Annotated in this window: 24 protein-coding genes and 2 pseudogenes; 14 read left to right on the top strand and 12 right to left on the bottom strand. The window is 58.3% G+C overall.

What is annotated here, in order from left to right; all coding sequences use genetic code 11:
- Positions 1-42 precede the first annotated feature (42 nt).
- On the top strand, positions 43-669 hold the full coding sequence (locus FHT70_RS01845) for a response regulator transcription factor (RefSeq protein WP_183698482.1): 627 nt from the start codon (positions 43-45) through the stop codon (positions 667-669).
- A 270-nt stretch (positions 670-939) separates the two neighbouring features.
- A complete protein-coding gene (locus FHT70_RS01850; protein ID WP_097601157.1) occupies positions 940-1,155 on the top strand; it encodes a hypothetical protein in 216 nt (71 codons plus the stop codon).
- Positions 1,156-1,290: 135 nt separating this feature from the next.
- On the opposite strand, the gene FHT70_RS30190 is transcribed toward FHT70_RS01850, so the two are convergent.
- Positions 1,291-1,647 (bottom strand): hypothetical protein, encoded by a 357-nt coding sequence (locus FHT70_RS30190; protein WP_246721684.1) that lies wholly within the window; start codon positions 1,645-1,647, stop codon positions 1,291-1,293.
- 52 nt (positions 1,648-1,699) lie between these two features.
- The gene (locus FHT70_RS01860; RefSeq protein WP_183698483.1) at positions 1,700-1,855 is read right to left on the bottom strand and encodes a hypothetical protein; all 156 of its coding nucleotides are present in this window, start codon (positions 1,853-1,855) and stop codon (positions 1,700-1,702) included.
- A gap of 208 nt (positions 1,856-2,063) precedes the next feature.
- On the opposite strand from FHT70_RS01860, the gene FHT70_RS01865 reads away from it, so the two are divergent.
- Positions 2,064-2,297: a hypothetical protein gene (locus tag FHT70_RS01865; RefSeq protein WP_246721686.1), complete on the top strand. Its 234-nt coding sequence runs from the start codon at positions 2,064-2,066 to the stop codon at positions 2,295-2,297.
- A gap of 87 nt (positions 2,298-2,384) precedes the next feature.
- The gene (locus FHT70_RS01870) at positions 2,385-3,407 is read left to right on the top strand and encodes a PAS domain S-box protein (protein WP_183698484.1); all 1,023 of its coding nucleotides are present in this window, start codon (positions 2,385-2,387) and stop codon (positions 3,405-3,407) included.
- Between the two features lie 508 nt (positions 3,408-3,915).
- Here the strand turns inward: FHT70_RS01870 and FHT70_RS01875 are convergent.
- Positions 3,916-4,155, bottom strand: coding sequence for a DUF982 domain-containing protein (locus FHT70_RS01875; RefSeq protein ID WP_097601403.1), 240 nt, complete (start codon positions 4,153-4,155; stop codon positions 3,916-3,918).
- A 502-nt stretch (positions 4,156-4,657) separates the two neighbouring features.
- On the opposite strand from FHT70_RS01875, the gene FHT70_RS01880 reads away from it, so the two are divergent.
- Positions 4,658-4,897, top strand: coding sequence for a DUF2934 domain-containing protein (locus tag FHT70_RS01880; RefSeq protein ID WP_097601405.1), 240 nt, complete (start codon positions 4,658-4,660; stop codon positions 4,895-4,897).
- A gap of 724 nt (positions 4,898-5,621) precedes the next feature.
- Here the strand turns inward: FHT70_RS01880 and FHT70_RS01885 are convergent.
- Positions 5,622-6,707 (bottom strand): aldo/keto reductase, encoded by a 1,086-nt coding sequence (locus FHT70_RS01885; protein ID WP_183698485.1) that lies wholly within the window; start codon positions 6,705-6,707, stop codon positions 5,622-5,624.
- A gap of 97 nt (positions 6,708-6,804) precedes the next feature.
- Between FHT70_RS01885 and FHT70_RS01890 the strand changes: the two genes are divergently transcribed.
- From FHT70_RS01890 to FHT70_RS01900, 3 genes are all read left to right on the top strand, one after another.
- Positions 6,805-7,734 (top strand): LysR family transcriptional regulator, encoded by a 930-nt coding sequence (locus FHT70_RS01890; RefSeq protein WP_183698486.1) that lies wholly within the window; start codon positions 6,805-6,807, stop codon positions 7,732-7,734.
- A 382-nt stretch (positions 7,735-8,116) separates the two neighbouring features.
- Positions 8,117-8,317 carry a type II toxin-antitoxin system VapB family antitoxin gene (locus FHT70_RS01895; protein WP_085781850.1) on the top strand — a complete coding sequence of 67 codons (201 nt, stop codon included), beginning with the start codon at positions 8,117-8,119 and terminating at the stop codon, positions 8,315-8,317.
- The gene (locus tag FHT70_RS01900) at positions 8,314-8,697 is read left to right on the top strand and encodes a type II toxin-antitoxin system VapC family toxin (RefSeq protein WP_183698487.1); all 384 of its coding nucleotides are present in this window, start codon (positions 8,314-8,316) and stop codon (positions 8,695-8,697) included. Before FHT70_RS01895 ends, FHT70_RS01900 begins: the two co-directional genes overlap by 4 nt.
- 183 nt (positions 8,698-8,880) lie before the next feature.
- Here the strand turns inward: FHT70_RS01900 and FHT70_RS30195 are convergent.
- The 3 genes and pseudogenes from FHT70_RS30195 to FHT70_RS01910 all read right to left on the bottom strand — a co-directional run.
- A pseudogene (locus FHT70_RS30195) lies at positions 8,881-9,127 on the bottom strand (hypothetical protein); the annotation flags it as partial.
- Positions 9,128-9,279: 152 nt separating this feature from the next.
- Positions 9,280-10,350, bottom strand: a complete 1,071-nt coding sequence (locus tag FHT70_RS01905) for an S-adenosylmethionine:tRNA ribosyltransferase-isomerase (RefSeq protein WP_183698488.1) — start codon at positions 10,348-10,350, stop codon at positions 9,280-9,282.
- On the bottom strand, positions 10,347-11,069 hold the full coding sequence (locus FHT70_RS01910; protein ID WP_183698489.1) for an SDR family NAD(P)-dependent oxidoreductase: 723 nt from the start codon (positions 11,067-11,069) through the stop codon (positions 10,347-10,349). The genes FHT70_RS01905 and FHT70_RS01910 overlap by 4 nt, the downstream gene beginning before the upstream one ends.
- 85 nt (positions 11,070-11,154) lie before the next feature.
- Between FHT70_RS01910 and soxR the strand changes: the two genes are divergently transcribed.
- Positions 11,155-11,589 (top strand): redox-sensitive transcriptional activator SoxR, encoded by a 435-nt coding sequence (soxR, locus tag FHT70_RS01915; protein ID WP_183698490.1) that lies wholly within the window; start codon positions 11,155-11,157, stop codon positions 11,587-11,589.
- Between the two features lie 591 nt (positions 11,590-12,180).
- Here the strand turns inward: soxR and FHT70_RS01920 are convergent.
- Positions 12,181-13,074 (bottom strand): LysR family transcriptional regulator, encoded by an 894-nt coding sequence (locus tag FHT70_RS01920; protein WP_183698491.1) that lies wholly within the window; start codon positions 13,072-13,074, stop codon positions 12,181-12,183.
- A 102-nt stretch (positions 13,075-13,176) separates the two neighbouring features.
- On the opposite strand from FHT70_RS01920, the gene FHT70_RS01925 reads away from it, so the two are divergent.
- From FHT70_RS01925 to FHT70_RS01940, 4 genes are all read left to right on the top strand, one after another.
- The gene (locus FHT70_RS01925; RefSeq protein ID WP_183698492.1) at positions 13,177-13,917 is read left to right on the top strand and encodes an SDR family oxidoreductase; all 741 of its coding nucleotides are present in this window, start codon (positions 13,177-13,179) and stop codon (positions 13,915-13,917) included.
- A 28-nt stretch (positions 13,918-13,945) separates the two neighbouring features.
- On the top strand, positions 13,946-14,164 hold the full coding sequence (locus tag FHT70_RS01930) for a 4-oxalocrotonate tautomerase family protein (RefSeq protein WP_085781858.1): 219 nt from the start codon (positions 13,946-13,948) through the stop codon (positions 14,162-14,164).
- 759 nt (positions 14,165-14,923) lie between these two features.
- Positions 14,924-15,259, top strand: a complete 336-nt coding sequence (locus FHT70_RS01935) for a hypothetical protein (protein ID WP_183698493.1) — start codon at positions 14,924-14,926, stop codon at positions 15,257-15,259.
- Positions 15,260-15,333: 74 nt separating this feature from the next.
- Positions 15,334-16,428, top strand: a complete 1,095-nt coding sequence (locus FHT70_RS01940; RefSeq protein WP_183698494.1) for a glycosyltransferase family 4 protein — start codon at positions 15,334-15,336, stop codon at positions 16,426-16,428.
- 198 nt (positions 16,429-16,626) lie between these two features.
- Here the strand turns inward: FHT70_RS01940 and FHT70_RS01945 are convergent, their stop codons facing one another.
- Complete coding sequence (locus tag FHT70_RS01945) at positions 16,627-16,839, bottom strand: hypothetical protein (RefSeq protein WP_097601415.1); 213 nt, start codon at positions 16,837-16,839, stop codon at positions 16,627-16,629.
- 996 nt (positions 16,840-17,835) lie between these two features.
- Here FHT70_RS01945 and FHT70_RS01950 point away from each other — a divergent pair.
- A pseudogene (locus tag FHT70_RS01950) lies at positions 17,836-18,290 on the top strand (hypothetical protein).
- Positions 18,291-18,351: 61 nt separating this feature from the next.
- On the opposite strand, the gene FHT70_RS01955 reads toward FHT70_RS01950, so the two are convergent.
- The 3 genes from FHT70_RS01955 to FHT70_RS01965 all read right to left on the bottom strand — a co-directional run bounded on the left by FHT70_RS01955 (position 18,352) and on the right by FHT70_RS01965 (position 19,882).
- On the bottom strand, positions 18,352-18,669 hold the full coding sequence (locus tag FHT70_RS01955) for a succinoglycan biosynthesis protein exoi (protein ID WP_183698496.1): 318 nt from the start codon (positions 18,667-18,669) through the stop codon (positions 18,352-18,354).
- 158 nt (positions 18,670-18,827) lie between these two features.
- Positions 18,828-19,067 (bottom strand): DUF2934 domain-containing protein, encoded by a 240-nt coding sequence (locus FHT70_RS01960; protein WP_183698498.1) that lies wholly within the window; start codon positions 19,065-19,067, stop codon positions 18,828-18,830.
- A 494-nt stretch (positions 19,068-19,561) separates the two neighbouring features.
- The gene (locus FHT70_RS01965) at positions 19,562-19,882 is read right to left on the bottom strand and encodes a hypothetical protein (protein WP_348649508.1); all 321 of its coding nucleotides are present in this window, start codon (positions 19,880-19,882) and stop codon (positions 19,562-19,564) included.
- Between the last annotated feature and the right edge of the window lie 536 nt (positions 19,883-20,418).

A 20,418-nucleotide genomic window follows, 5' to 3' on the forward strand; every position in this document is an offset into this window, starting at 1 on the left:
GTCCGGGGCGCCGCCTGACCGGCGCAAAACTTGGGGACATGGATGAAGGAGATTGTCTACATCATTGATGATGACGCATCCGTCCGCGAAGGCCTCGGCGATCTGCTGCGTTCGGTTGGACTTGACGTACTGACATTCGCTTCCAGCCAGGAGTTTTTGGATAGTAAGCGCCCCGACGTTCCGGGCTGCATCATTCTCGATGTAAGGCTGCCGGGGCGGAGCGGCCTGGAATTTCAGAGCATGCTCACTTCCCTTGGAATTGAGCTTCCGGTCATTTTTATCAGCGCCCACAGCGACATTCCGATCTCTGTGCGGGCGATGAAAGCCGGCGCTATCGAATTCCTGACGAAGCCGCTGCGCGAGCAGGAATTGCTCGATGCCGCCTATGCCGGGATCGAGCGCGATTGCGCTCGCAGGCAGGAAGTCGCGCTCATTGCCGAGCTTCGGTCCCGCTATGATTCCTTGACGCCGCGCGAGCGCGAGATCATGAACCTGGTGGTCGCGGGTAGCGTCAACAAGCAAATCGCTGCTCAAGTGGGCCTGAGTGAGGTGACCGTCAAGGTTCATCGCGGCCACGTCATGCAGAAGATGCAGGCGAGATCTCTCGTTGACCTGGTCCGGATGGCGGACAGCCTCGGATCGACGACGAAGCCGGCGTGGGTCAAGTAAACTCACCATCTAGACCAAAGTATCGGTCGTCTGCCACCGGTGGATAGTCGGGGCGCCAATTCGGCTGGTCGCTTATCTCATTCGGCAATACGTTCCGAAGCCCGTCGGCTCTATCCTCTTACCAGCTGAAAAAACATACAGCGACAGGACGGACGTTATCGCGTCTCGTTGCAAGAATCTGCGTCGGGTCCGCGCCTCCCTACCATTGGACGAACGTGATCGATGTTGATGCAACGCGAGTAACCGAAAGATCGAGGAAAGGTATCATCCATGCAAAACCAGAGATACGCCCTGCAGAAGAACCTCAACATCTACTGGACGGTAATCGATACGGTTTCAGACCGGAAAGCTCTCGTCCACGGCTTCGTTATGGACATGCTTACCGCCGATGAGGGCGAAGAACTGGTCAACATGCTGAACCGTGCAGAATCCCACGCTATCCTCGCGCCTGCCCACGGGGAGCACCGCGATCGAAGACGACAATAACTGTTCGATCGCCATCTAGCCTACCGCTCGTCCTATAGACTGTGACGAGAAGACGATAGAAGGCGCTGACACTCTAGAGGGCATCAGCGGTGGTCGGAATAAAACCCCAAAAGCATGTGCAGCTATGCTCGACGATCATTGGCCTGAGGGAGAAGGTTCGCGCCGATAAAGCAGTTGGTTGCCGATTGAGCAGCATAGAATCGCCGAATTCATGCGCACGATAGCGGCATCCCGCGAGATCTGCGGAGGCGCTGGCGAGCAGGCCGTCGTCAGCAAAGGCGCGCAACAGCTCGAAATGGAGCCGAAGGCAATCGCCATGAAGCGGACTGGAGCGGAAGCTGACAGCCAGCCGGCTAAGCGGATCTCGATCGCCCTTCCGCATTGGAGATGCGTGCCGTGTAGGCTGGCAGGCAAGGTCGCGGCGTCGTTGGCGACAACCAGATCGCCAGGATCGAATAACGTCCCTAGGTGAGCCCGCGGCAGGTCGCGCATCGTGCCGTCCGCCCCAACGGCGAACAGCCTGGCCGATTGCCGATCGAGGCGATCAGCGGCGATCACGCCTGGGCTCCAGCGGTAAGCGCAGCGTGAGCCGACAACGCTCGATCATCGTTTCGAGGATCTCGGCAGCGGCCAGTTCCGGGTCTTTCAAGCTCGAAGGATCGCCGGCCGGGAGCGCCAACGCGTGCAGCCGGGTGTCCATATCGACCTGTGCGCCTCGCTGACGGCCTCGAGGGTGACACTGCGGGGCATTTTGGTTCTGAGATATCGGGAGAGGGAATTGCCCGCAAGGCTGCGGGGCTTTTTCGTTAACTAATTAGCAACCAGATTGCATCTTGCGGTTGGTATGATCGTTTGCTCAGGGGTATATATTAATCTCCTAAATTGCATCACAGATGGACCGGTGTTCAATGATGGACAAAATCTCTGTCTATACGACAACTCCGTGCACGGTTCATAGCTGGTTAATCCACACTCCGAACAAGACCTTCGATTCTCTCAGGCAAGCTATAGAATATGCGAGCGAGCACGCTGACCAGCTCGACGCCCTAGAGGTCTTTGTTCACGGCAACAACAAATCTTATGACATTATTTCTGGTGATGAGCTTGCATTGCTGATCGCGCGGGTTTGCAGCCGCGCTTGAGGATTCATTTCGACTGAACGGCAATGCGATATGCTATAATCTTCGACCGTGAGAGATGGCTTTATCAAATATCAAACAGGGGCGAAGATGGGTTTGGGTGATCGAGAAAAACCGGCTACCGCCGAGCCTGCATCGCCTGCTTATGATGCGGCGGCCTTTCTTGCGGCCATTATCGAATCGTCAGACGATGCCATTGTCAGCAAGAGCTTGTCCGGCATTGTCACGACATGGAACAAAGGCGCCGAGAGAATTTTCGGATATACCGCAGACGAGGCAATAGGAAAGCCCATCACCCTTGTTATCCCGGATAATCGCCTCGATGAAGAGCCCGCCATACTTAGCAGAATCCAATCCGGTGAACGCGTCGATCACTTTGAAACCGTAAGACGCCGCAAAGACGGCGAACTCATCGACATCTCTTTGACGATCTCCCCGATCAGAGACGGCAATGGCAAAATTATCGGAGCATCCAAGATTGCCCGCGACGTCTCGGAGCGGAGACGGGCAGCCGAACACCGAGAACTGCTCCTCCGGGAAATGCATCACCGCGTAAAAAACCTGTTCGCGATCATCAGCAGCATTATCACTCTCGGTGCCCGGACCGCAGCAACGCCCGGCGATCTCGCCGCCAGCACCCAAGAGAGGCTCATGGCTCTGGCCCGAGCGCACGAGATAACGCTGCCAAGTCTAACCGAACAGGCCGTCGAAGTTCAGTCAGCCACGCTGTTTCAGCTTCTCTCGAATGTCCTTGCACCTTATGGTAACCGGCAATGGACGCTGAGCGGCGGGGACGTCGAGGTAGGTCCAGCGAAGATCAGCTCTCTGGCGCTGTTGTTTCACGAGTTCGCGACGAACGCGGCTAAGTACGGCGCGCTCTCTGTCAGCGAGGGTACCGTCCAGATCGCCACTGCAATTTCGCCCGACACCATCGAATTGGTTTGGCTTGAAGCGAACGGACCGTCGATTACGGACCCCACTCAAGCTCCGTCTGGCTTTGGAAGCGTCCTGGAGCAAAGGATAGCACGGAGCCTTAAAATTGATATCCAGCGATCATGGACGCCAGGGGGAGTAGCCATTCGGCTTTTGCTTCCGCGCCTCGCGATCATGTAATGTCTGGACCGATGCTGGGCAATGACCAATAATTAACGCCCGTCCCGTCTCTTAAATTATGTATTTGTCAATAGCGTAGTTTATTGCCAAAAAGATAATAATAGGCAAGCTATTTGCGCGACGCACAAGTGGCGCATCAAAACACCCCCTACCTTTCTGCCCCGCTTTTGCGCGGGGCTTTCTCTCCCATGACCATGCGCTGATCGTGTTGCGTTACTGCGTTTACAGCTATCTGGATCCGATCTTTCCGTACGCACGCCTTGGCCCCCGCTTCGACGGGGCCCTCTATTGTCTGGCATCGTACGGGAACAGTAGAGAAAGAATTAGGTTGGCTCACTGGACCGCGCGAGGAAGGTTCTCGCGACGGGCCCGTCCTCTTAGAGATCCAAACCAGAGTTGGGCCGTGCGGAGGTAATTCCCAGTTCTCTCGGAGGTGCTTCGCACGGCCGAATGCCGCATGATGGCCGATGGCGGCATTATCCAGTTTCTCACTTCAAACGAAGCGACCTCAAGTTTGTTGAAGGATACCGGCCTCCTTTGCCGCAGCCTCAAACGCAGATCGCGCTTCCGTATCGGGAACAACGCCATGCGCCGCGTCCAGGCATACCTTCCACGCTGTCGCATAGCTCGCGTTTTTCTTGTCGGGCCAGTATTTCTTCAAGAATGCGACCGCCTCTCTAGCGTTCCTGATGACGTGAACACGATCATCTATCTTCAATTGGACGTTCGCGTCCCAGATGCTGATCATGGCGTCCTCCGTGGGCAGGCTTCCTACAACGTATATTAGGAACGTCTGTTCCAAACGGACGATCCTACCGAAAATTTTAAGGGCGTCATGATCCCTTCTTTCCCACATCACAACTGGCCTCGTCTCGGCGGGGCCCCCTTTTTTTTGGTCAGCCGTCGCTATTTTCGGGTCGCCCACGCCATTGCCACCGTGCCGAACTTTGTAAGGATGAAGGTGTGCGCCGACGCCCCTATTTCGAGAATACCTGACCCTCCAAGACCCATCAGCTTCCACCTATCCCCCTTCTTTTGTCCGCCAGCGTACGGGAACTGCAGGCAGAGAACTAGATTAGCTCACCGGATCGCGGGAGGAGGGTCACTGCGCAGCGACCAGGCCGAGAGTCTGTTTACCCGTTTCGGGCCTTCCTCGATCGAACTCGATTTGCTGATGGCAGCCAAGCGCCGCGCGCCTGTTCTGCCGGACAGAATTGCCGAATAACGCCTTTCACGAACGGAATCGATAGATGAGCGACAGACGCCATGAGTGGATCAGCAAACGGGCCTATGCGATCTGGGAAGAACAGGGCCGCCCTGACGGCCGGGACAGCGAACATTGGCGCCAGGCAGTCGCCGAGCGGGACGCGCTGGAACGCACGCAGGCCTCCGTCGACGGACGTGAAGTGCTGGTGAAGTTCCGCCCGAAGCCGCAACGGCCGGGCCTGCCACGCGACGGCTGGCTCACCCCGCCCGCCAAGGCCGGCTGATCCAACGGCCAGCGGCTTGCCTCTGGTCTCAGATACATTGATCAGCCGCTTTGTTGGCAGCGGAATGCCTTCCTCTTTGCAATCCGCCCACCTAAGAGTCGGGTCGTGCAGCAATTGCCAGTGAAGTGCTCTCCAAGCATGTCTCCGTGCGGCCCGACACTTTCGATGTTTCTCAGGCGTTGTTTTTCGCCAGTGACGCAATGATGGCATCGAGCCTTCGGGTGGTCTCCTTCGAAGTCTCACGGTGCTTTTCGCGAAGATCCTTGATACTGGATTCCAGGCGATGGACACCGCCGTCGAGATCGGAGTGGCGGACGTACTCGTCGCGGATCCTGTTCAGTCGTCCCGCCCCTCGCCTCCAGAGTCATCGGCGCCAGCAGGAGGCGCCAAACAGTCAGCGGGTCGGCGCGACAGTTACCCTCGGCACGGAAGCAACTGCGGCCGACATCGTAACGGCGGTCAGCAGCGTCTTGCCTTCAACAACCAAGCTTTCAAACTCCGGCATCGCACACCAAAGCAATCACTGGCGTCGTAAGCTATCACATCGGAGCGGCAGCAATCGGAGCCCTCCGGCGTTGAAATCGTCGCGCGAGTTGCACCACGTTCAAGGCGTACTGGCCTGAGCTGGACGTTACGACAAGGCGCCGAACTCAGTCGCTGGTGTATGGCAGCGGCGATCGATTCTTCGACCGTCGCCGCGTTTTTCTGCGTCGAACGATCGTACTCAGCGTCGGGGCTCGATGGTCACTTCGCCGAACATGACGCCGCGCGTCAGTGGCTTGGCGAGGAAATCATGCGGGAAGCCGAGAACGATGGCGCTGGCTTCGGCGAGGCGAGTGCGATGCTCATCAGACAATACGACATCGAGCGCACCGAGATTGTCTTCAAGCTGGGCTATTGTCTTCACACCCATGATCGGCGAAGTCACGGCAGGGTTGGTAAGCGTCCAGGCGATCGCTACCTGCGCCGGCGACTTGCCGATTTCGGCCGCAACCTGCTTTACGACATCGGCGATGACGAGGCTGCGCTCGGTCAGCGAGCCGTTGCCGGCAGCCACATTCTTGCGGGTGCCGACCGCACTTGCGGTACCGGCACCGATGTCGAGATCGGCGCGGGTATATTTGCCGGTCAGAATGCCCATGCCGAGCGGTGACCAGGGGATGACGCCGAGGCCGAGCTCACGCGCCATCGGGATCAGCTCACGCTCAACCGTACGCTCGATAAGGCTGTATTCGATCTGCAGTGCTACCAGCGGCGCCCAGCCGCGCAGGTCGGCCAGTGTCTGCATACGAGCCACCTGCCAGGCCGGCGTATCGGAAATGCCAGCATAGACGATCTTGCCGGCACGGACGAGATCGTCCATCCCCCTCATGACCTCCTCGACGGAGGTCGTGAAATCCCAGGCGTGCAGGTAGAAGAGATCGATGTAGTCGGTGTTCAGCCGCTTCAGGCTGTCTTCCACAGAGCGGATCATGCTGCGGCGGTGATTGCCGCCGGAGTTCGGATCCTTCGGGCGCGAGGTGATAGTATATTTGGTGGCGATGACAAGCTCGTCCCGGCGGCCTTCGGCAAAGCGACCGACGAGTTTTTCCGAGGTGCCGCCTGTATACTGGTTGGCAGTATCGATGAAATTACCGCCGCGATCGACATAGGCGTCGAACATGCGACGCGATTCCTGCTCATCGGCGCCCCAGCCCCAATCGGTTCCAAAGGTCATGGCGCCGAGTGAGAGCGGCGAGACGCGCAGGCCGGAACGGCCGAGGAGACGATAGCGGTCAAGGGACAATGTGTTGGTTGTTTCATCTGACATCGGATAAATCTCCTGTGTTGCAGACAGAAGATGCGCCTTGCCGATACTGATAACAATGCTACATTATCGACATGCCTTCTTTAGCAAAGAGAACATAATGCGCGGCAGCGATTATGCGGAACTCAGGGCTTTCGTGGCAGTTGCCGAACATGGCAACTTTGCCCGCGCGGCTGCCCGGCTCGGCATGTCGGCCTCCGCACTCAGCCAGACGATCCGCACACTCGAAGAACGAATGGGAATCCGTCTGCTCAACCGCACGACACGCAGCGTGGCGCCGAGCGAGGCTGGCCAGCGATTGCTTGCCGGACTAGTGCCCGCGCTTGCCGATCTCGACCGGGCGGTGGCGGATGTTGCGGCGCTGCGCGATAAGCCAGCCGGTCTCCTGCGCATCACCGCACCGCGGGTCGCGATCGTCCACACGCTGGCGCCGTTGATTGCTCCCTTCAATGCAGCCTATCCCGATATCATCATGGACATTATTGTGGATGACAAACTTACCGATATCGTCGCCGGTCGTTTCGATGCCGGCATCCGACTAGGCGAGATGGTGGAAAAGGATATGGTAAGCGTAAAGCTCGGCGGTGAGATGCGGCTCGTCGTCATCGCCTCGCCGGGCTACGTCGCGCGCCACGGCATGCCACAAACGCCGCGCGACCTGCGCGACCACTCTTGCATCGCTTCCCGGTGGCCGACGGATGGCAGCCTCTATCTCTGGGAATTCGAACGCGGCGACGAGAAGCTCGAAGTGGCCGTCTCGGGGCCGCTCAGCACTACCGACAACGACCTGATGCTGCGGGCCGTGCTGGATGGTGTCGGGATAGCTTATCTCTTCGATCATCACGTGGCGGAACATCTCGCCGCGGGCCGGCTGGTCAGCATGCTTGACGATTGGACACCCCCCTTCCCCGGCTTCCACCTTTATTATCCCAGCCGGCGTCAGATGCCGCCGCCGCTGCGTGCCTTCGTGGATTTTGCCCGCGGCAACTCTCTCAGACTGCCTTCAGAGGCACAAGTCAGTCAGGAATAGCTGGCTGGGGCACCTATTTCCTTTTTCGATCAGTGTTACCGGATGAGGCGAGACCAGACCACAAATTGCCACTTCGCTTGCGCTCGTGCGCCGCAATCCGCTCTGTATTTTCTGTACCAGAACGGCCCTGGTCCTCTCTGAACTGTATGGATTGGTTACAAACGCAACTACAAAAGTCCAAGCACCCTCCCCGGTAGGAGTTCCTCAATCCGGCTTGATTGTGACAGTAGACGATCGCGCCATGCTGGTCAGATCGGATTATCTCGGGCGAAGGTCGCCGCTCGATTGTTGTCATGACGCCGGAGGTATCAACGCGGGATCTAGGCGTAGATTTTGTCACCAAATGGTGCTATTTAAAACATCAGTACAAGGATAATAGACGATGCGATCGACTATCAATCTCGACGATACTCTTATGGAAAGAGCCAAGTCCCTGACCGGCACAAAAGAAACCGCCGCTCTCGTCCGCCAGGCGTTGGAGACGCTTATCCGAGTAGAGTCCGGAAAACGCCTGATCGCGCTCGGTGGAACTATGCCCGATGCGGAGGCAGCTCCACGTCGCCGGAGCGCGGCGGCCAAGTGATACTGGCAGACACTTCTATATGGATCGATCATTTTCGCCAAGTTGATGCGGAGCTTCGGACGATCATTGAGCACGATCTTCTACTCTGCCATCCGGCTGTGGTCGGCGAACTGGGACTTGGCAGCCTTCGAGATCGCGAGCGTGTGATTACATTTCTGGCAGCCCAGCGCCAAGCGTTCGTCGCAACGCACGACGAAGTGATGACAATGATCGACCGTCACGGCATCTTCAGTATGGGCATCGGCTATACCGATGCCCACTTGCTCGCCTCGATACTGCTTGATCGGCGAGCGGCATTATGGACCAAGGACAAGCGTCTGCAGGCGGCGGCCGAAAAGGCAGGCGCTTCATTGCATAAGCCCGCCCATCCCCGCAACTAAACACCAAAATAGTCCGACTTTTCGGATTATCCGGTCTCTGTCGCCTTGATGAGAGCAGAACCAAACCCGTCATTCAGCATCTGCTTGCAGTTGATGGCAATCGAATCACCGCGGTGCAGTGGCTATCATTAGTCAGCAGCAAATCTACTGAAAATTCCTGCCCTTGTTCTCTGGCTATGGATATCAAAGGTCCGGCATAAACATATCTCTCAGCCGAAGCCCGGCGCCGACCGTTCGCGAGAATCCGGGCTGCCCAGAGAGCCGTGCGCGAACTCGTCGCCGCCGCGGCCGGTCGGCGGCCGGAACTCTCTGTCGCGCCCGGCAGGCAAGGCAGATCGGCCGAGAGATCGAGGAGCTGCTGAGCGACGAGATGTTCCAGGTCGGCTTCCTGCTAGATCCTGCCATTGATCATGATGGCGCCGAGCACCACCCTGCTCGAGCCGATGTTCGAACCGACCTGACGCCACGCTTCAGCGCCGGCGAGCCAGCCAAGGCACGGCGATGCAAACTGTCCTATCGATCGAATAACTCTCAAGAAGGTATCAGCGGTGGCCGGAATAAAACTCCAACAGCATCTGCAGCTTAAGATCGATGATCATGTGCCCCGGGAAGGTTCGCGCGATAGAGCCGCTGTTGACGATTGAGGAGCATCGAATCGCCGAATTCATGCGCACGGTAGCGGCATGTGGTGAGAGCTGCGGAGGCGCTGGCGAGCAGGCCATCGTCGGCAAAGGCGCGCAACAACTCGAAATGGCTTTCGCCGGGCTGGTGGACACCAGTGAGAACCGCATCGACGACGCGGAGCGGAGTGCTCCGTGCGATGCGCCCTGTCGCAATACCATCTCCGGCACGCAGGCTGCCATCGGGCTCGGCGGCTGCTTCAAGTGCGCGCACGACGCTGGTGCCAATCGCGATGATGCGGCTGCCTCTGAGCTGCGCCCGCGCTACCTGCCCCACGGTGCATTCAGGGATGTGGTAAGGCTCGTCAAAGGGAAGGCGCGAGTCGAGTGCGGGATCGCCGGTGGAAGAAATGCCCGCGGCATGCGTGAGTGTTGCAAAACCGATCTCGCGACGACGCCAAGCTTGCAGTGTGCGCCAGTCGAGCGCGAAGGAAGCCGATGGCGCCTCGAACGCGACCGGCCGGGCGGCAATTCTCGTCCAAACATCCCATAGTGCCAACGGCTCGGGAACATGCGCGTATTGGATCGGCCTGCCATGCTGCGCCAGTCCTGCAAACATGGCTGCTCGGGTGCCCTGGAAGCTGAGCTCGACAAGACGAGGATGGTCGAGAACGCGCTCGACATTGGCTTCAAGTGAGCCGAGCTGGAGACGATCGCCTGATGACAGCGCAGGCGGCGGCAGCCGATCTTCCGTGCGGGTGCGATGATCGCCAGAGCCGAAGGCAATCGCCACGAAGCGGACTGGAGCGGAAGCTGACAGCCAGCCCGCTAAGCGGATCTCGATCGCCTTTCCGCATTGGAGATGCGTGCCGTGTAGGCTGGCAGGCAAGGTCGCGGCGTCGTTGGCGACAACCAGATCGCCAGGATCGAATAACGTCCCGAGGTGAGCCCGCGGCACGTCGCGCATCGAGCCGTCCGCCCCAACGACGAACAGCCTGGCCGATTGCCGATCGAGGCGATCAGCGGCGATCACGCCCGGGCTCCAGCGGTAAGCGCAGCGTGAGCCGACAACGCCTCGATCATCGTTTCGAGAATCTCGGCAGCGGCCAGCTCCGGGTCTTTCAAGCTCGAAGGATCGGCGTCCGGGAGCGCCAACGCGTGCAGCGGGGTGTCCATATCGCCAGGGTCGAGCGCAAGGAATCTTATTCCATCTGGCTTCGACTCTTCGTCCCAAATTGCCGTCAGATGGGCAAGCGCTGCCTTGCCCGCGCCGTATGCGCCCCAGCCGGGATAGGCGTTGACCGCCACGTCGCTGGAGATGTTGATCACCAGCGCGCCGCGGCCCTCGCGCGCGGACGCGGCAAGCGCACCGAACAGGGCTTTCGTCAGCCGGAAGACGCCAAGAAGGTTGACAGCGAGCGCCGCCTCCAGCTCCTCGCACTCCGTGTCGGCAAGAAGCGCCAGAGGCACAGGACCGAGGTTCGATGCATTGTTGATCAGGACGTCGACCCCGCCAAGATTGGCACTGATCTGCATCGCGATCGGATAGATATCTTCCTTCTTGCCGATGTCGGCGACAATGCCAAACGCGCCCGTCTCGGCTGCGACGCGCTCCACATTCGCGGCGGTGCGGGCGACGAAGGCAATGCTCGCACCCTTCTCTGCAAGCTGCCGCACAAGCGCCAGCCCGAGGCCGGAAGTGCCGCCGGTGATCCCTACGCGAAGTCCTTGAAGATCGATATTCGCCTGCATTGCGGTGCTCCTTCAATGGGTACGCGTAACTGCTACAAGTTCAAGTGAACTTGAAGTCAAGAGAGCTTCGTGCTTTTATTTATGCATGGATCCGATGCTGACCATCACCGAGGTGTCGCGACGCAGCGGCGTTGCCTCATCAGCTCTGCGCTTCTATGAGGAGCGTGGGTTGATCGCATCGGAGCGCGCCGGCTCGGGACACCGACGCTACCACCGGTCCGCATTGCGGCGGATCGCCTTCATCGTCTTTGCACAGCGGATCGGGCTGACGCTTGAGGAGATCGGCGCAGAGCTCGCTAAGCTGCCGGCCGATCGCGTACCGTCACGTCGGGATTGGTCGCGGCTGTCGAGCGCGTGGGCAAAGCGTATCGACCAGCGCATAGCCGAGTTACAGCGCCTACGGTCCGGTCTTGGCGAATGCATCGGTTGCGGCTGCCTGTCGATCGACCGATGTCGCTTGGCGAACCCTGCCGACGTGGCAGGGCGCAAAGGGCCGGGAGCGAGGTATTGGCTGGGTTGAATGAGCCTCCAATGGTATGCCGAACGATCTTACGATCTTGCCGGTTATTCAATGTGTCATGTCCCGACTTCACCTCCACACTGAAGATTGGCTTACGATTCGGCGACTCGGCTCCGGGCCAATGCCGCCGAAGGAGGTGAGAACGACGGAAAGCAAATTCCTGACCCCGGACTTCAGCAAATCTCTGCTTTTTCATTTGTCCGTCCTTCAAGAGGCCGGACTCTAATCCAATCTCAAGGAAATTACCCGTGGCAGGTCGGACGCCGATCGAATTGGCGACTCGACTCCTCCGGAACTGGCGTGAAATGAGGTGACCAGCTCTACGGATGAGCTGCAAGATCAGCTTTAATCCCGTATGGAGCGGTAAGGACACGCCGCTTGCCAAAGACGCTTTTCGACAATTTCAATCGCATCGAGGCAGGATGAGCGACATTTGGCGAAAGTCATGTCGCGCGAGAAGGCCGACGCCCTCCCATACCTCTAAGGCGTAAACCTTGCTTGTTGCTCCTTTCGATTAGCTATTCGACGGAGCGGGCCATCGGTCTTGGCAGCTCTCCGGAGATAGCTGGATATTGGGATCGCGCCCGACCGTCAGAATGCAGCTTTGGAGAACAATTCGACGATCCAGTCGAGGAAGACGCGCACCCGCGGCGAAAGCTGGCGGTTCTGCGGATAGAGCGCGGTAAGCGGTGTCGGCGGAGGAAGATAGTCGGCAAGGACCTCGACCAGCGTCCCTTCGTCCAGATCCCGCTGGAGGCGGTAACGCGGCGCCTGAATGAGGCCGAAGCCGAGGCGGGCGAGATCGGTCATGGTGTCAGAGTTGTTGACCGTCAGCCGGCACGGCAAGGATACGAAACGGACAGTGTTGCCGACCGTGAACTCGAGAGGCATGATCTGCCCGGTACGGGAGGATATGAAACCAACGGCGCGATGCCCCTCCATCGCGTCTGGGGAGCGTGGCATTCCGTGCCTTGATATATAGGCTGGGCTGGCACAGGTGATTTCAGCGATCATCCCGAGGCGACGCATGATGAGGCCGCTTTCTGAAATCTCTCCGGCGCGGATGACGCAGTCGATACCCTCCCTGACGAGATCTACCAGCCGGTCGCCCTGCCCGATCTGCAGGTCCAGCAGAGGATACCGATCGAGGAACTCATTGAGTCGCGGCAACAGGAATGTGCGTGTCAGCAAAGGATGCGCGTCGACGCGCAGCAGGCCGCGCGGTTGCATGTCTCGGAAGACGTTTTCCGCCTCGTCCACCTCCGCGAGGATCGCAACACATCGCCTGTAGAAGGCTGCGCCGTCCAATGTCGGCGCGACATGCCGGGTCGTTCGCTCAAGAAGGCGAACGCCGAGATCGCCTTCTAGCTTTTTAATTGCCTCGGTGGCCGTGGAACGGGCAAGCCCAAGGTCGGACGCCGCCGCGGCGAAGCTACGCCGCTCAACGACCCGGATAAAGAGCTGCATGCGGTCAAGCCGATCCATATCTTTATTCACCACAGACGAATTCTTATGTCAAATGTTGGAGGATTGTTCTCCCGGGACACCATCGATATCTCCTGTTCCGTCATAAAGGAGAAGGTTACAATGAGCATCAAAGGGCAGCGCGTCGCTATCGTCACCGGCGCATCGAAAGGGATCGGCCGAGCCATTGCGCTTCGGCTGGCGCAAGACGGCATCGCCGTCGTGGTGAATTACGCAAAGAGCCGTCGGGCGGCTGATGCGGTCGTCGCAGACATTGAATCGGGCGGGGGGAAGGCTCTCGCAGTGCAGGCTGACATTAGCGCTCCGGCCGCAGCTGCCGATCTGTTCAGCGCGGCCGACGAGCGCTTCGGCGGGACCGACATACTGGTCAACAATGCCGGCATCATAAAGCTGGCTCCGATTGCCGATATGGACGACGCGAGTTTCGAGCAGCAGATCTCCACAAACTTCACAGGGACATTCCGCGCCGTTCGCGAAGCAGCCCGTCGGCTCCGCGATGGTGGGCGCATCATCAATTTTTCTTCAAGCGTCGTCGGCGCTTACGGGCCGACTTACGGCGTCTATGCGGCAAGCAAAGCCGCCGTCGAGGCGATCACGCACGTCGCCGCGAAGGAACTCGGCCGGCGCGGCATTACCGTCAATGCGGTGGCGCCCGGTCCCGTCGAAACCGAACTCTTCATGTCCGGCAAGCCCGACGAACTGGTCCAGAGAATCGTCGGCACCATCCCGCTCGGGCGCCTGGGCCAACCGGATGACATTGCCTCAGTCGTTTCCTTCCTGGCCGGCCCGGAAGGCGGTTGGGTGAACGGTCAGGTGTTACGCGCCAATGGCGGCATGATCTGAAGCAGAACCCACAAGAAAGGAGAGTCCAATGCCATTCGTTAACATAAAGACACCTGAGGGCGCGCTTAGCCGCTCCCAGAAGGAGGAAATCGTGCACCGCGCCACCGACATGCTGGTGGAGTACTTCTCCGAGGCGGCACGGCCACACACAATGGTACTGATCGAGGAAGTGAAGGACGGCGGATACGGACGTGCCGACGAGATTTTCATCCTTCCGGATGCCTATCGCGTCAAAGAAGACGGTTGATCCCGGAGTGCTCGGAGCTGGTGCGGAGGTTCTGCACCAGTTCTCCTAACCAGGGCAGATGGTGCGGTCTGAAGACGCGAGGAGCGTGACCTGCCACCGCAATTCCTGCAACGGGGCAGTCGTCGGCATTTATGAGGGGGATGTTCGCACCAGGGACACGGTGGCAGCAATCTAGTTGGCGGGCGGATTGGTTACTCTTGCAGGTTGCTCAGCAGCTTTCGACTGCCTCATGTTCTTATTGGTATGGTCCGCGACGAAGGAACAAACACAAGGCCCGGGGAGTTAATGCGGTAGTCGGGCGTAAGCGTAATCGGAGCGTGGCGCTCTCCTCATCCTCGGGTGTCCGAGGTTGCTTCCAGCTTTCGAGCTGTGACGCGGGGTTCGAATCCCTGCCCCGACAGCCATATCCGCTCAATCGAACAAAGCCTGCGATTTCTCGTCAGGATACCTTACCTGTAGCACTCCTTCTCTGAGGGATGCCTGATCACCTCGCGATCGAACTGCGCCACTAACCTGCGGGTACAAGCTAGCTAAGCCGACGATCACTCGAAACAAAGATAGCTGAAATCATGCAGCCTCTCCACCAGTGATGGATGCTTCCCTCCGGCCACAGTGCTTTCACCCTCGCACCCTCTCCTCGTGAGTGTTTCTGTCATCAATGCATAGTTCGGCACGACCCGGTTCGAAAACTTTTCATTTAGACCGAAGAAGGCCTCTATGTGCAAATGGTCGTCGTCCGCCAATCGGCACGGCGACAGAATGCGTCTTTCGAGTATCGAAGGAGAGCTTCTTTCGATGGCGCTGGGATCGTTTTCCTCACAAGACGCCAGGATGCTGCCTGTCTCGAGGTCCAAACGACTCGTTTGCGCGGCGCAACTTAGCCCAGCGGTCGTATCAGCCGCCTTGCGGGCGGACACGACGCCTCATGAAATTCGATGCGTTGAAGAGTTTGAAGGACTTCACGGCGTCAAACCCATCTCGTTGATCCTCATCAGCCAAGGAACCGTCGCGGCCCCCGATTCATCGTTTCAAGCCAACTCGGCTAATGGAAAAGGATTACGGAACGCGGCGCATCAGTTCAAGTTCTACATCTGATGATCGCGCCGCATCCAAGAGGATGCGAGCTAGTACTAAACGTCAAATCTTTGCTCATTGGAGGAGGCTTTCCGATGAAGATCGCCCAGATCGCACCCCTTGCTGAAAGCGTCCCACCGAAGCTTTACGGCGGAACGGAGCGCATCGTCTCTTATCTGACAGACGAGCTGGTCCGTCAGGGCCACCAGGTCGCGCTTTTCGCCAGCGGCGACTCTGTTACTGACGCCAAACTGGTAGCGTGCTCGCGCATCGCCCTGCGTCTCAATCCTGCAGTCAGGGACCACGTGCCGCACCATATTGTCATGCTGGAGGAGGTTCGCCGCCGGGCACACGAATTCGATGTCCTACACTTCCACATTGATCTGCTGCATTTCCCATTGATTATGGACTTCGCAGACCGAACCGTGACGACGCTGCACGGACGGTTGGATCTACCGGACCTTCGAACATTCTACCAAGCCTTCCCGGACATACCGCTGGTGTCAATCTCAAACAATCAGCGACAGCCCATGCCGCCGGTCAACTGGGCCGGCACCGTTTACCATGGGATCTCGGACGAGATTCTACCCTTCACCGCGAAGCCGAAAGGAAACTATCTTGCTTTCCTCGGGCGCATCTCGCCGGAGAAGCGACCCGATCGAGCCATCCAGATCGCTGCTAAAGCAGGGATCCCCCTGAAGATCGCGGCGAAGATCGACAATGTCGACAAGCATTACTGGGAAACCGTGATCGAGCCTATGGTGAAGAGCCATCAAAACGTGGAGTTCGTCGGAGAGATCAACGAACATCAAAAGGCGGAGTTTCTCGGCAATGCCGGTGCATTGCTGTTCCCGATCGACTGGCCAGAACCCTTCGGAGTGGTGATGATCGAGTCTATGGCATGCGGCACCCCAGTCATTGCGTTCGGCTGCGGTTCCGTACCGGAAGTGATTGACGCCGGTGTCTCCGGCATAATCGTCGATACAGTCACCGAAGCCGTGGAAAACATCGACCGAGCGCTGCGCCTGGACCGCCGCAGAGTTCGCGCAACGTTCGAAAAGCGCTTTTCTGCAGAGCGCATGGCGCGCGATTATCTCGATATCTACCGAACTCTGCCAGGTGTACGTACCCATGGTGCACGCATGCGCCGTGCCACCAGGGCTGCTCTCGGGGTGCAGACCGCTGCGTGATGGCGAAGAGAGGTAGGTGTCATTCGAATACGCGGGCAATGCCCCGGTCGTCTTCTTTAATCCGGAGGAGGTCGTTGCTGTGGTAGCTCGCCAGCTGGCGCGACCTTTCTCGTATATATCTTGGGGCGAAGGGGTGCTCGTCGTCAGACGATCAAAGACCGGTAAGATTGAAGGGGGCGTGGGGTCGGTGGTCCGGTTCTACGATCGAACATCGATAAGTAGGCTCAACAAACTGTCCTCATCCTTCACGCCGTGCTGATAGGACTGAATGATCCGAGAGGCTAGGTCCTGGCGCTGCGGGTCCGAGGTGATCTTCTTCACCGATACGACGTGATCGAAGACCCGCTGGCAAAGGGCCACTTCGGCTTCATTCAATGCGCTCTGGGTTTGGAATACTTGGGACAGGATCATAACGCCTCACTCTCCTATGCTGAAGGCAGGGCGGGAACGCGATGGATCTGGCAGGTGTCTTGAGGCGTCGAGCCGTGCGGAGCGTCGCTTGGGAGCTGACCGGTAAATTGACTCCGCACGACCCAACAGTGGACCGTAAGAGGAAGGCATTACGCGAACTGGAACCAACTGGCTTTCTCCCGCGATCCGGTGAGTCAACCTCATTGTCCCAATGTGGTTCCGGTATGATGCCGGACACAAAAAAGCCCCGCCGAAACGGGGCAAGTCTTGACAACACGGATCGCACAGGAGGAACACCCGTGCTTTCCCGTTACTTCAACGAAGAGGGACTGGCTAGGTTCCGCTACGGCGTTGGAGATAATTGACCTCAGCTTGGCAACGAAGGTGTTATTTGCTTCGCCAGGGAGGTTCTGACTGGATACACAGCAACATTGCAAAAACCTCCCTGGCGTCCTCTCGACAAGGATGAAGAAAATCTAGTTTGAATCTTACCGAGAAAAAGACGGACTAAAGTCTGGCTATAGAGAGCGGCGGTTTGTATTTGGTTTAAGTAGATGCCAGACAAAAAAGCCCCGCATTCTCGCGGGGTGAGCACATGGGGTTATTTTGTAGGCATTGCGCACTTAGGCGCCGCGCAACAATATTTCTCGAAATTCTCTATAATGACAATAAGTAATACTTTATCATTTAGAGCTACAGAACACTCTGTAAAAAAATGTGATTGTGTCGCGCTAATCTGAAACAAGAATCAACTGGGAGCCAAACGAATATCTCCTATTATACATGCGGCCGCCCAGCGATTAATGCTTACCCCAAGCAAACGCATCTCCTGTGCGCTGGGCGGCACCTCCTGTAAAGGGAACGCGGGTGACTGACATTTGAGCCATATCAACGTTCATCGGAGGTTCATTCGGCGGGTGTAACCGTTTGCAGTATATGGCCAACGTACCAAGGAGCGTGTCAGGGGTTTTCGTTGCATCGACCAAGTCATATCGCATCTCTCACAAACTTCTTCTTTCCGCTGCCGGCTCTCTTGTGGCTGCTTTCATGATGTCGTCGCCGGCACATGCGCTGACGATGAAGGAATGCAGTACAAAATATCAGGCGGCCAAAGCCCCGGCTCTGCCAAAGACATGAAATGGAACGATTTCCGCGCGAAATTCTGTGGCGCGGACGCTGCCGCCGCTGACAAAGAAGACGAATCGGATGTCGCAAAAACAACCGAGAAAGAGCCGGAAAAGCCTACGACTGCTGCCCCAAAAAGCGTGAAGTTCCCGAAGGCAGTCGACAAGAAATACTCGAGCGAAACGCCTGCCAAGGGACGGTTGCACACCTGCGTTGATGCTTATCACGCCGCCAAGGAAGCGGGCACGCTCGGCGATCTGAAATGGATCCAGAAAGGTGGCGGCTATTGGAGCCTCTGCAACACAAGTATTAAAAGCGCGGGCTGAACGGAGCCAAGCGCTTCCAAAATGGGGGCCGCTATGTAAGCGGCCTCTTTGTCTCCGCTCGCTACGATTTCGATTTTCGCCAGCCGGCAGCCCACGCTTCGAATTCCGAGCAGAACCACCGTTCGCCATACTGGGGACTGATCTTCGTCTGTGCGTAGTATTTCTGCCCCGGCACGTGGAAGATGCGCTCGCCCGTGTCAATGGAGATGTTGCCCTTGATCCTGCAGGAAAGTCCGGAGCCGCCAGAAGCGCTCCATGAGGCCAGCATGTCGCTCGCGGTCCAGCCGCCGGCCGCACCAAACGCGACGGTGCCGATGACCAACCCTGGCGCCCTTAGCAGCAAGGATTTCTTCTGCGGAACGTGATAACCCTGACGCATGCCCCATCTCCGCGTTTTCGCGCGATGATTGTAACAGCGCTAGGCTACGCCGAATATTTATCCAAAAGGCTTATCTGAGACGGCCCCGGAGGACGCTCGCGGACGCCGACCGCAGAGGCGGAATCAGCGTGGGCGCGGAAACGCCGCTGGCCGTTGGATCAGCCGGCCTTGGCGGTTGGAGTGAGCCAGCTGTCGCGCGGCAGTTGCGGCCGTTGCGGCTTCGGACGGAACTTCACCAGCACTTCACGTCCGTCGACGGAGGCCTGCGTGCGTTCCAGCGCATCGCGCTCGGCGACTGCCTGGCGCCAATGTTCGCTGTCCCGGCCGTTAGGGCGGCCCTGTTCTTCCCAGATCGCATAGGCCCGTTTGCTGATCCACTCATGGCGTCTGTCGCTCATCTATCGATTCCGTTCGTGAAAGGCGTTATTCGGCAATTCTGTCCGGCAGAACAGGCGCGCGGCGCTTGGCTGCCATCAGCAAATCGAGTTCGATCGAGGAAGGCCCGAAACGGGTGAACAGGCTCTCGGCCTGGTCGCTGCGCAGTGACCCTCCTCCCGCGATTCGGTGAGGTAACCCGGTTCTGTCGCGGCAGTTCCTGTACGGTGCCGGACCAAGAAGAGCTCCGCAGCCTAGCGAAAAAAAAGCCCCGCATTATAGCGGGGCGTGTAGGGAGCGGACGTGCCAAATGACGCATGGCGCGTCCGCGCGCAAAGAAGGGAAAGTTCCAGTCATCGAACAATGTGAGACATCGAAAGTTCCCGGCTTCGTTAGCTTCGCACCTAAAAAAAAGCCCGCGCGAGCGGGGGCCAAAGAAGCAGGGTCTATCACTGGGGGGACAAACAACCCCATTAGCATGACATGGGTTTCGAGAGGGTCAATTAGCCTTAACTCGCTAATCTTGTTGGGTACCCAATTGCCTTACTCGCACCAGTCGTTCCGCTGTTTCGGGTGCCATGTCCGGGCGAAGCCTTCCCTGAGCAGCTTCTTCCCGATCTCTTCCCCAGTCGTTCGATAGATGTTTGACGAGCGGCCGGTGCGATGGCGTATGGTCCACCGCGCCGCTGAACACGACGCGCAATCCCTTTTCGGCCAAAAGCTCTTTCAGCCTTCCCTTGGCGATCAGCGCCAGCTTCCGTTCCTTGAGGCACTTCGCGTGCCTCCCGATTTCCGGCGTGTCGATGCCGCTGACGAACGGAACACTTTCGCCCAGCAAGCCGATCGACGGCCGTCAACGAGGCGCAGATGATCAAACCAGCGATCATGCCATCTCGCCCGATGGGTCTTTGCGCCGTTCCATGCGGCGAAACAATCCTTGCAATTCAGACTCATTCACCAGAGCGGCAGCTTCCGCAGGCCGAGCCAGGTGAGGGTGCGTTCTTTGTATTCCGGAAATCGCTTCTTGGCGCCGCGTGCCTCGAGCAGATGCACTTCCACGAATGCAGGGATCTTCCGCCCGTCGTCGAGCGCCTTGACTTAAATGAAGTGCCCAAAGGCCCGCTTCTAGCTCGTCCTTTGATCCCTGCTTCTTCCCACCCTTCTCTTTCCGCCAACTCATGCGGAGCGAGGCCTTTGATCGGCTATCCTTTAGGAATCGTCCAACGGCCAGTGTCGCGGGTTGTGACAAGGAGAATCGCAACGGCGCTATCTGGAGTCTTTTGAAAAAGTTCCCTTCGATACATTAAGCGATTTTACTGGGCCAAACGTGAACGCCATAGCAACAAGCCGCACACTACTGCCCTCGAAAGCTCC

The organism is Rhizobium sp. BK049 (assembly GCF_014193135.1).
Taxonomy (GTDB): Bacteria; Pseudomonadota; Alphaproteobacteria; order Rhizobiales; family Rhizobiaceae; genus Rhizobium.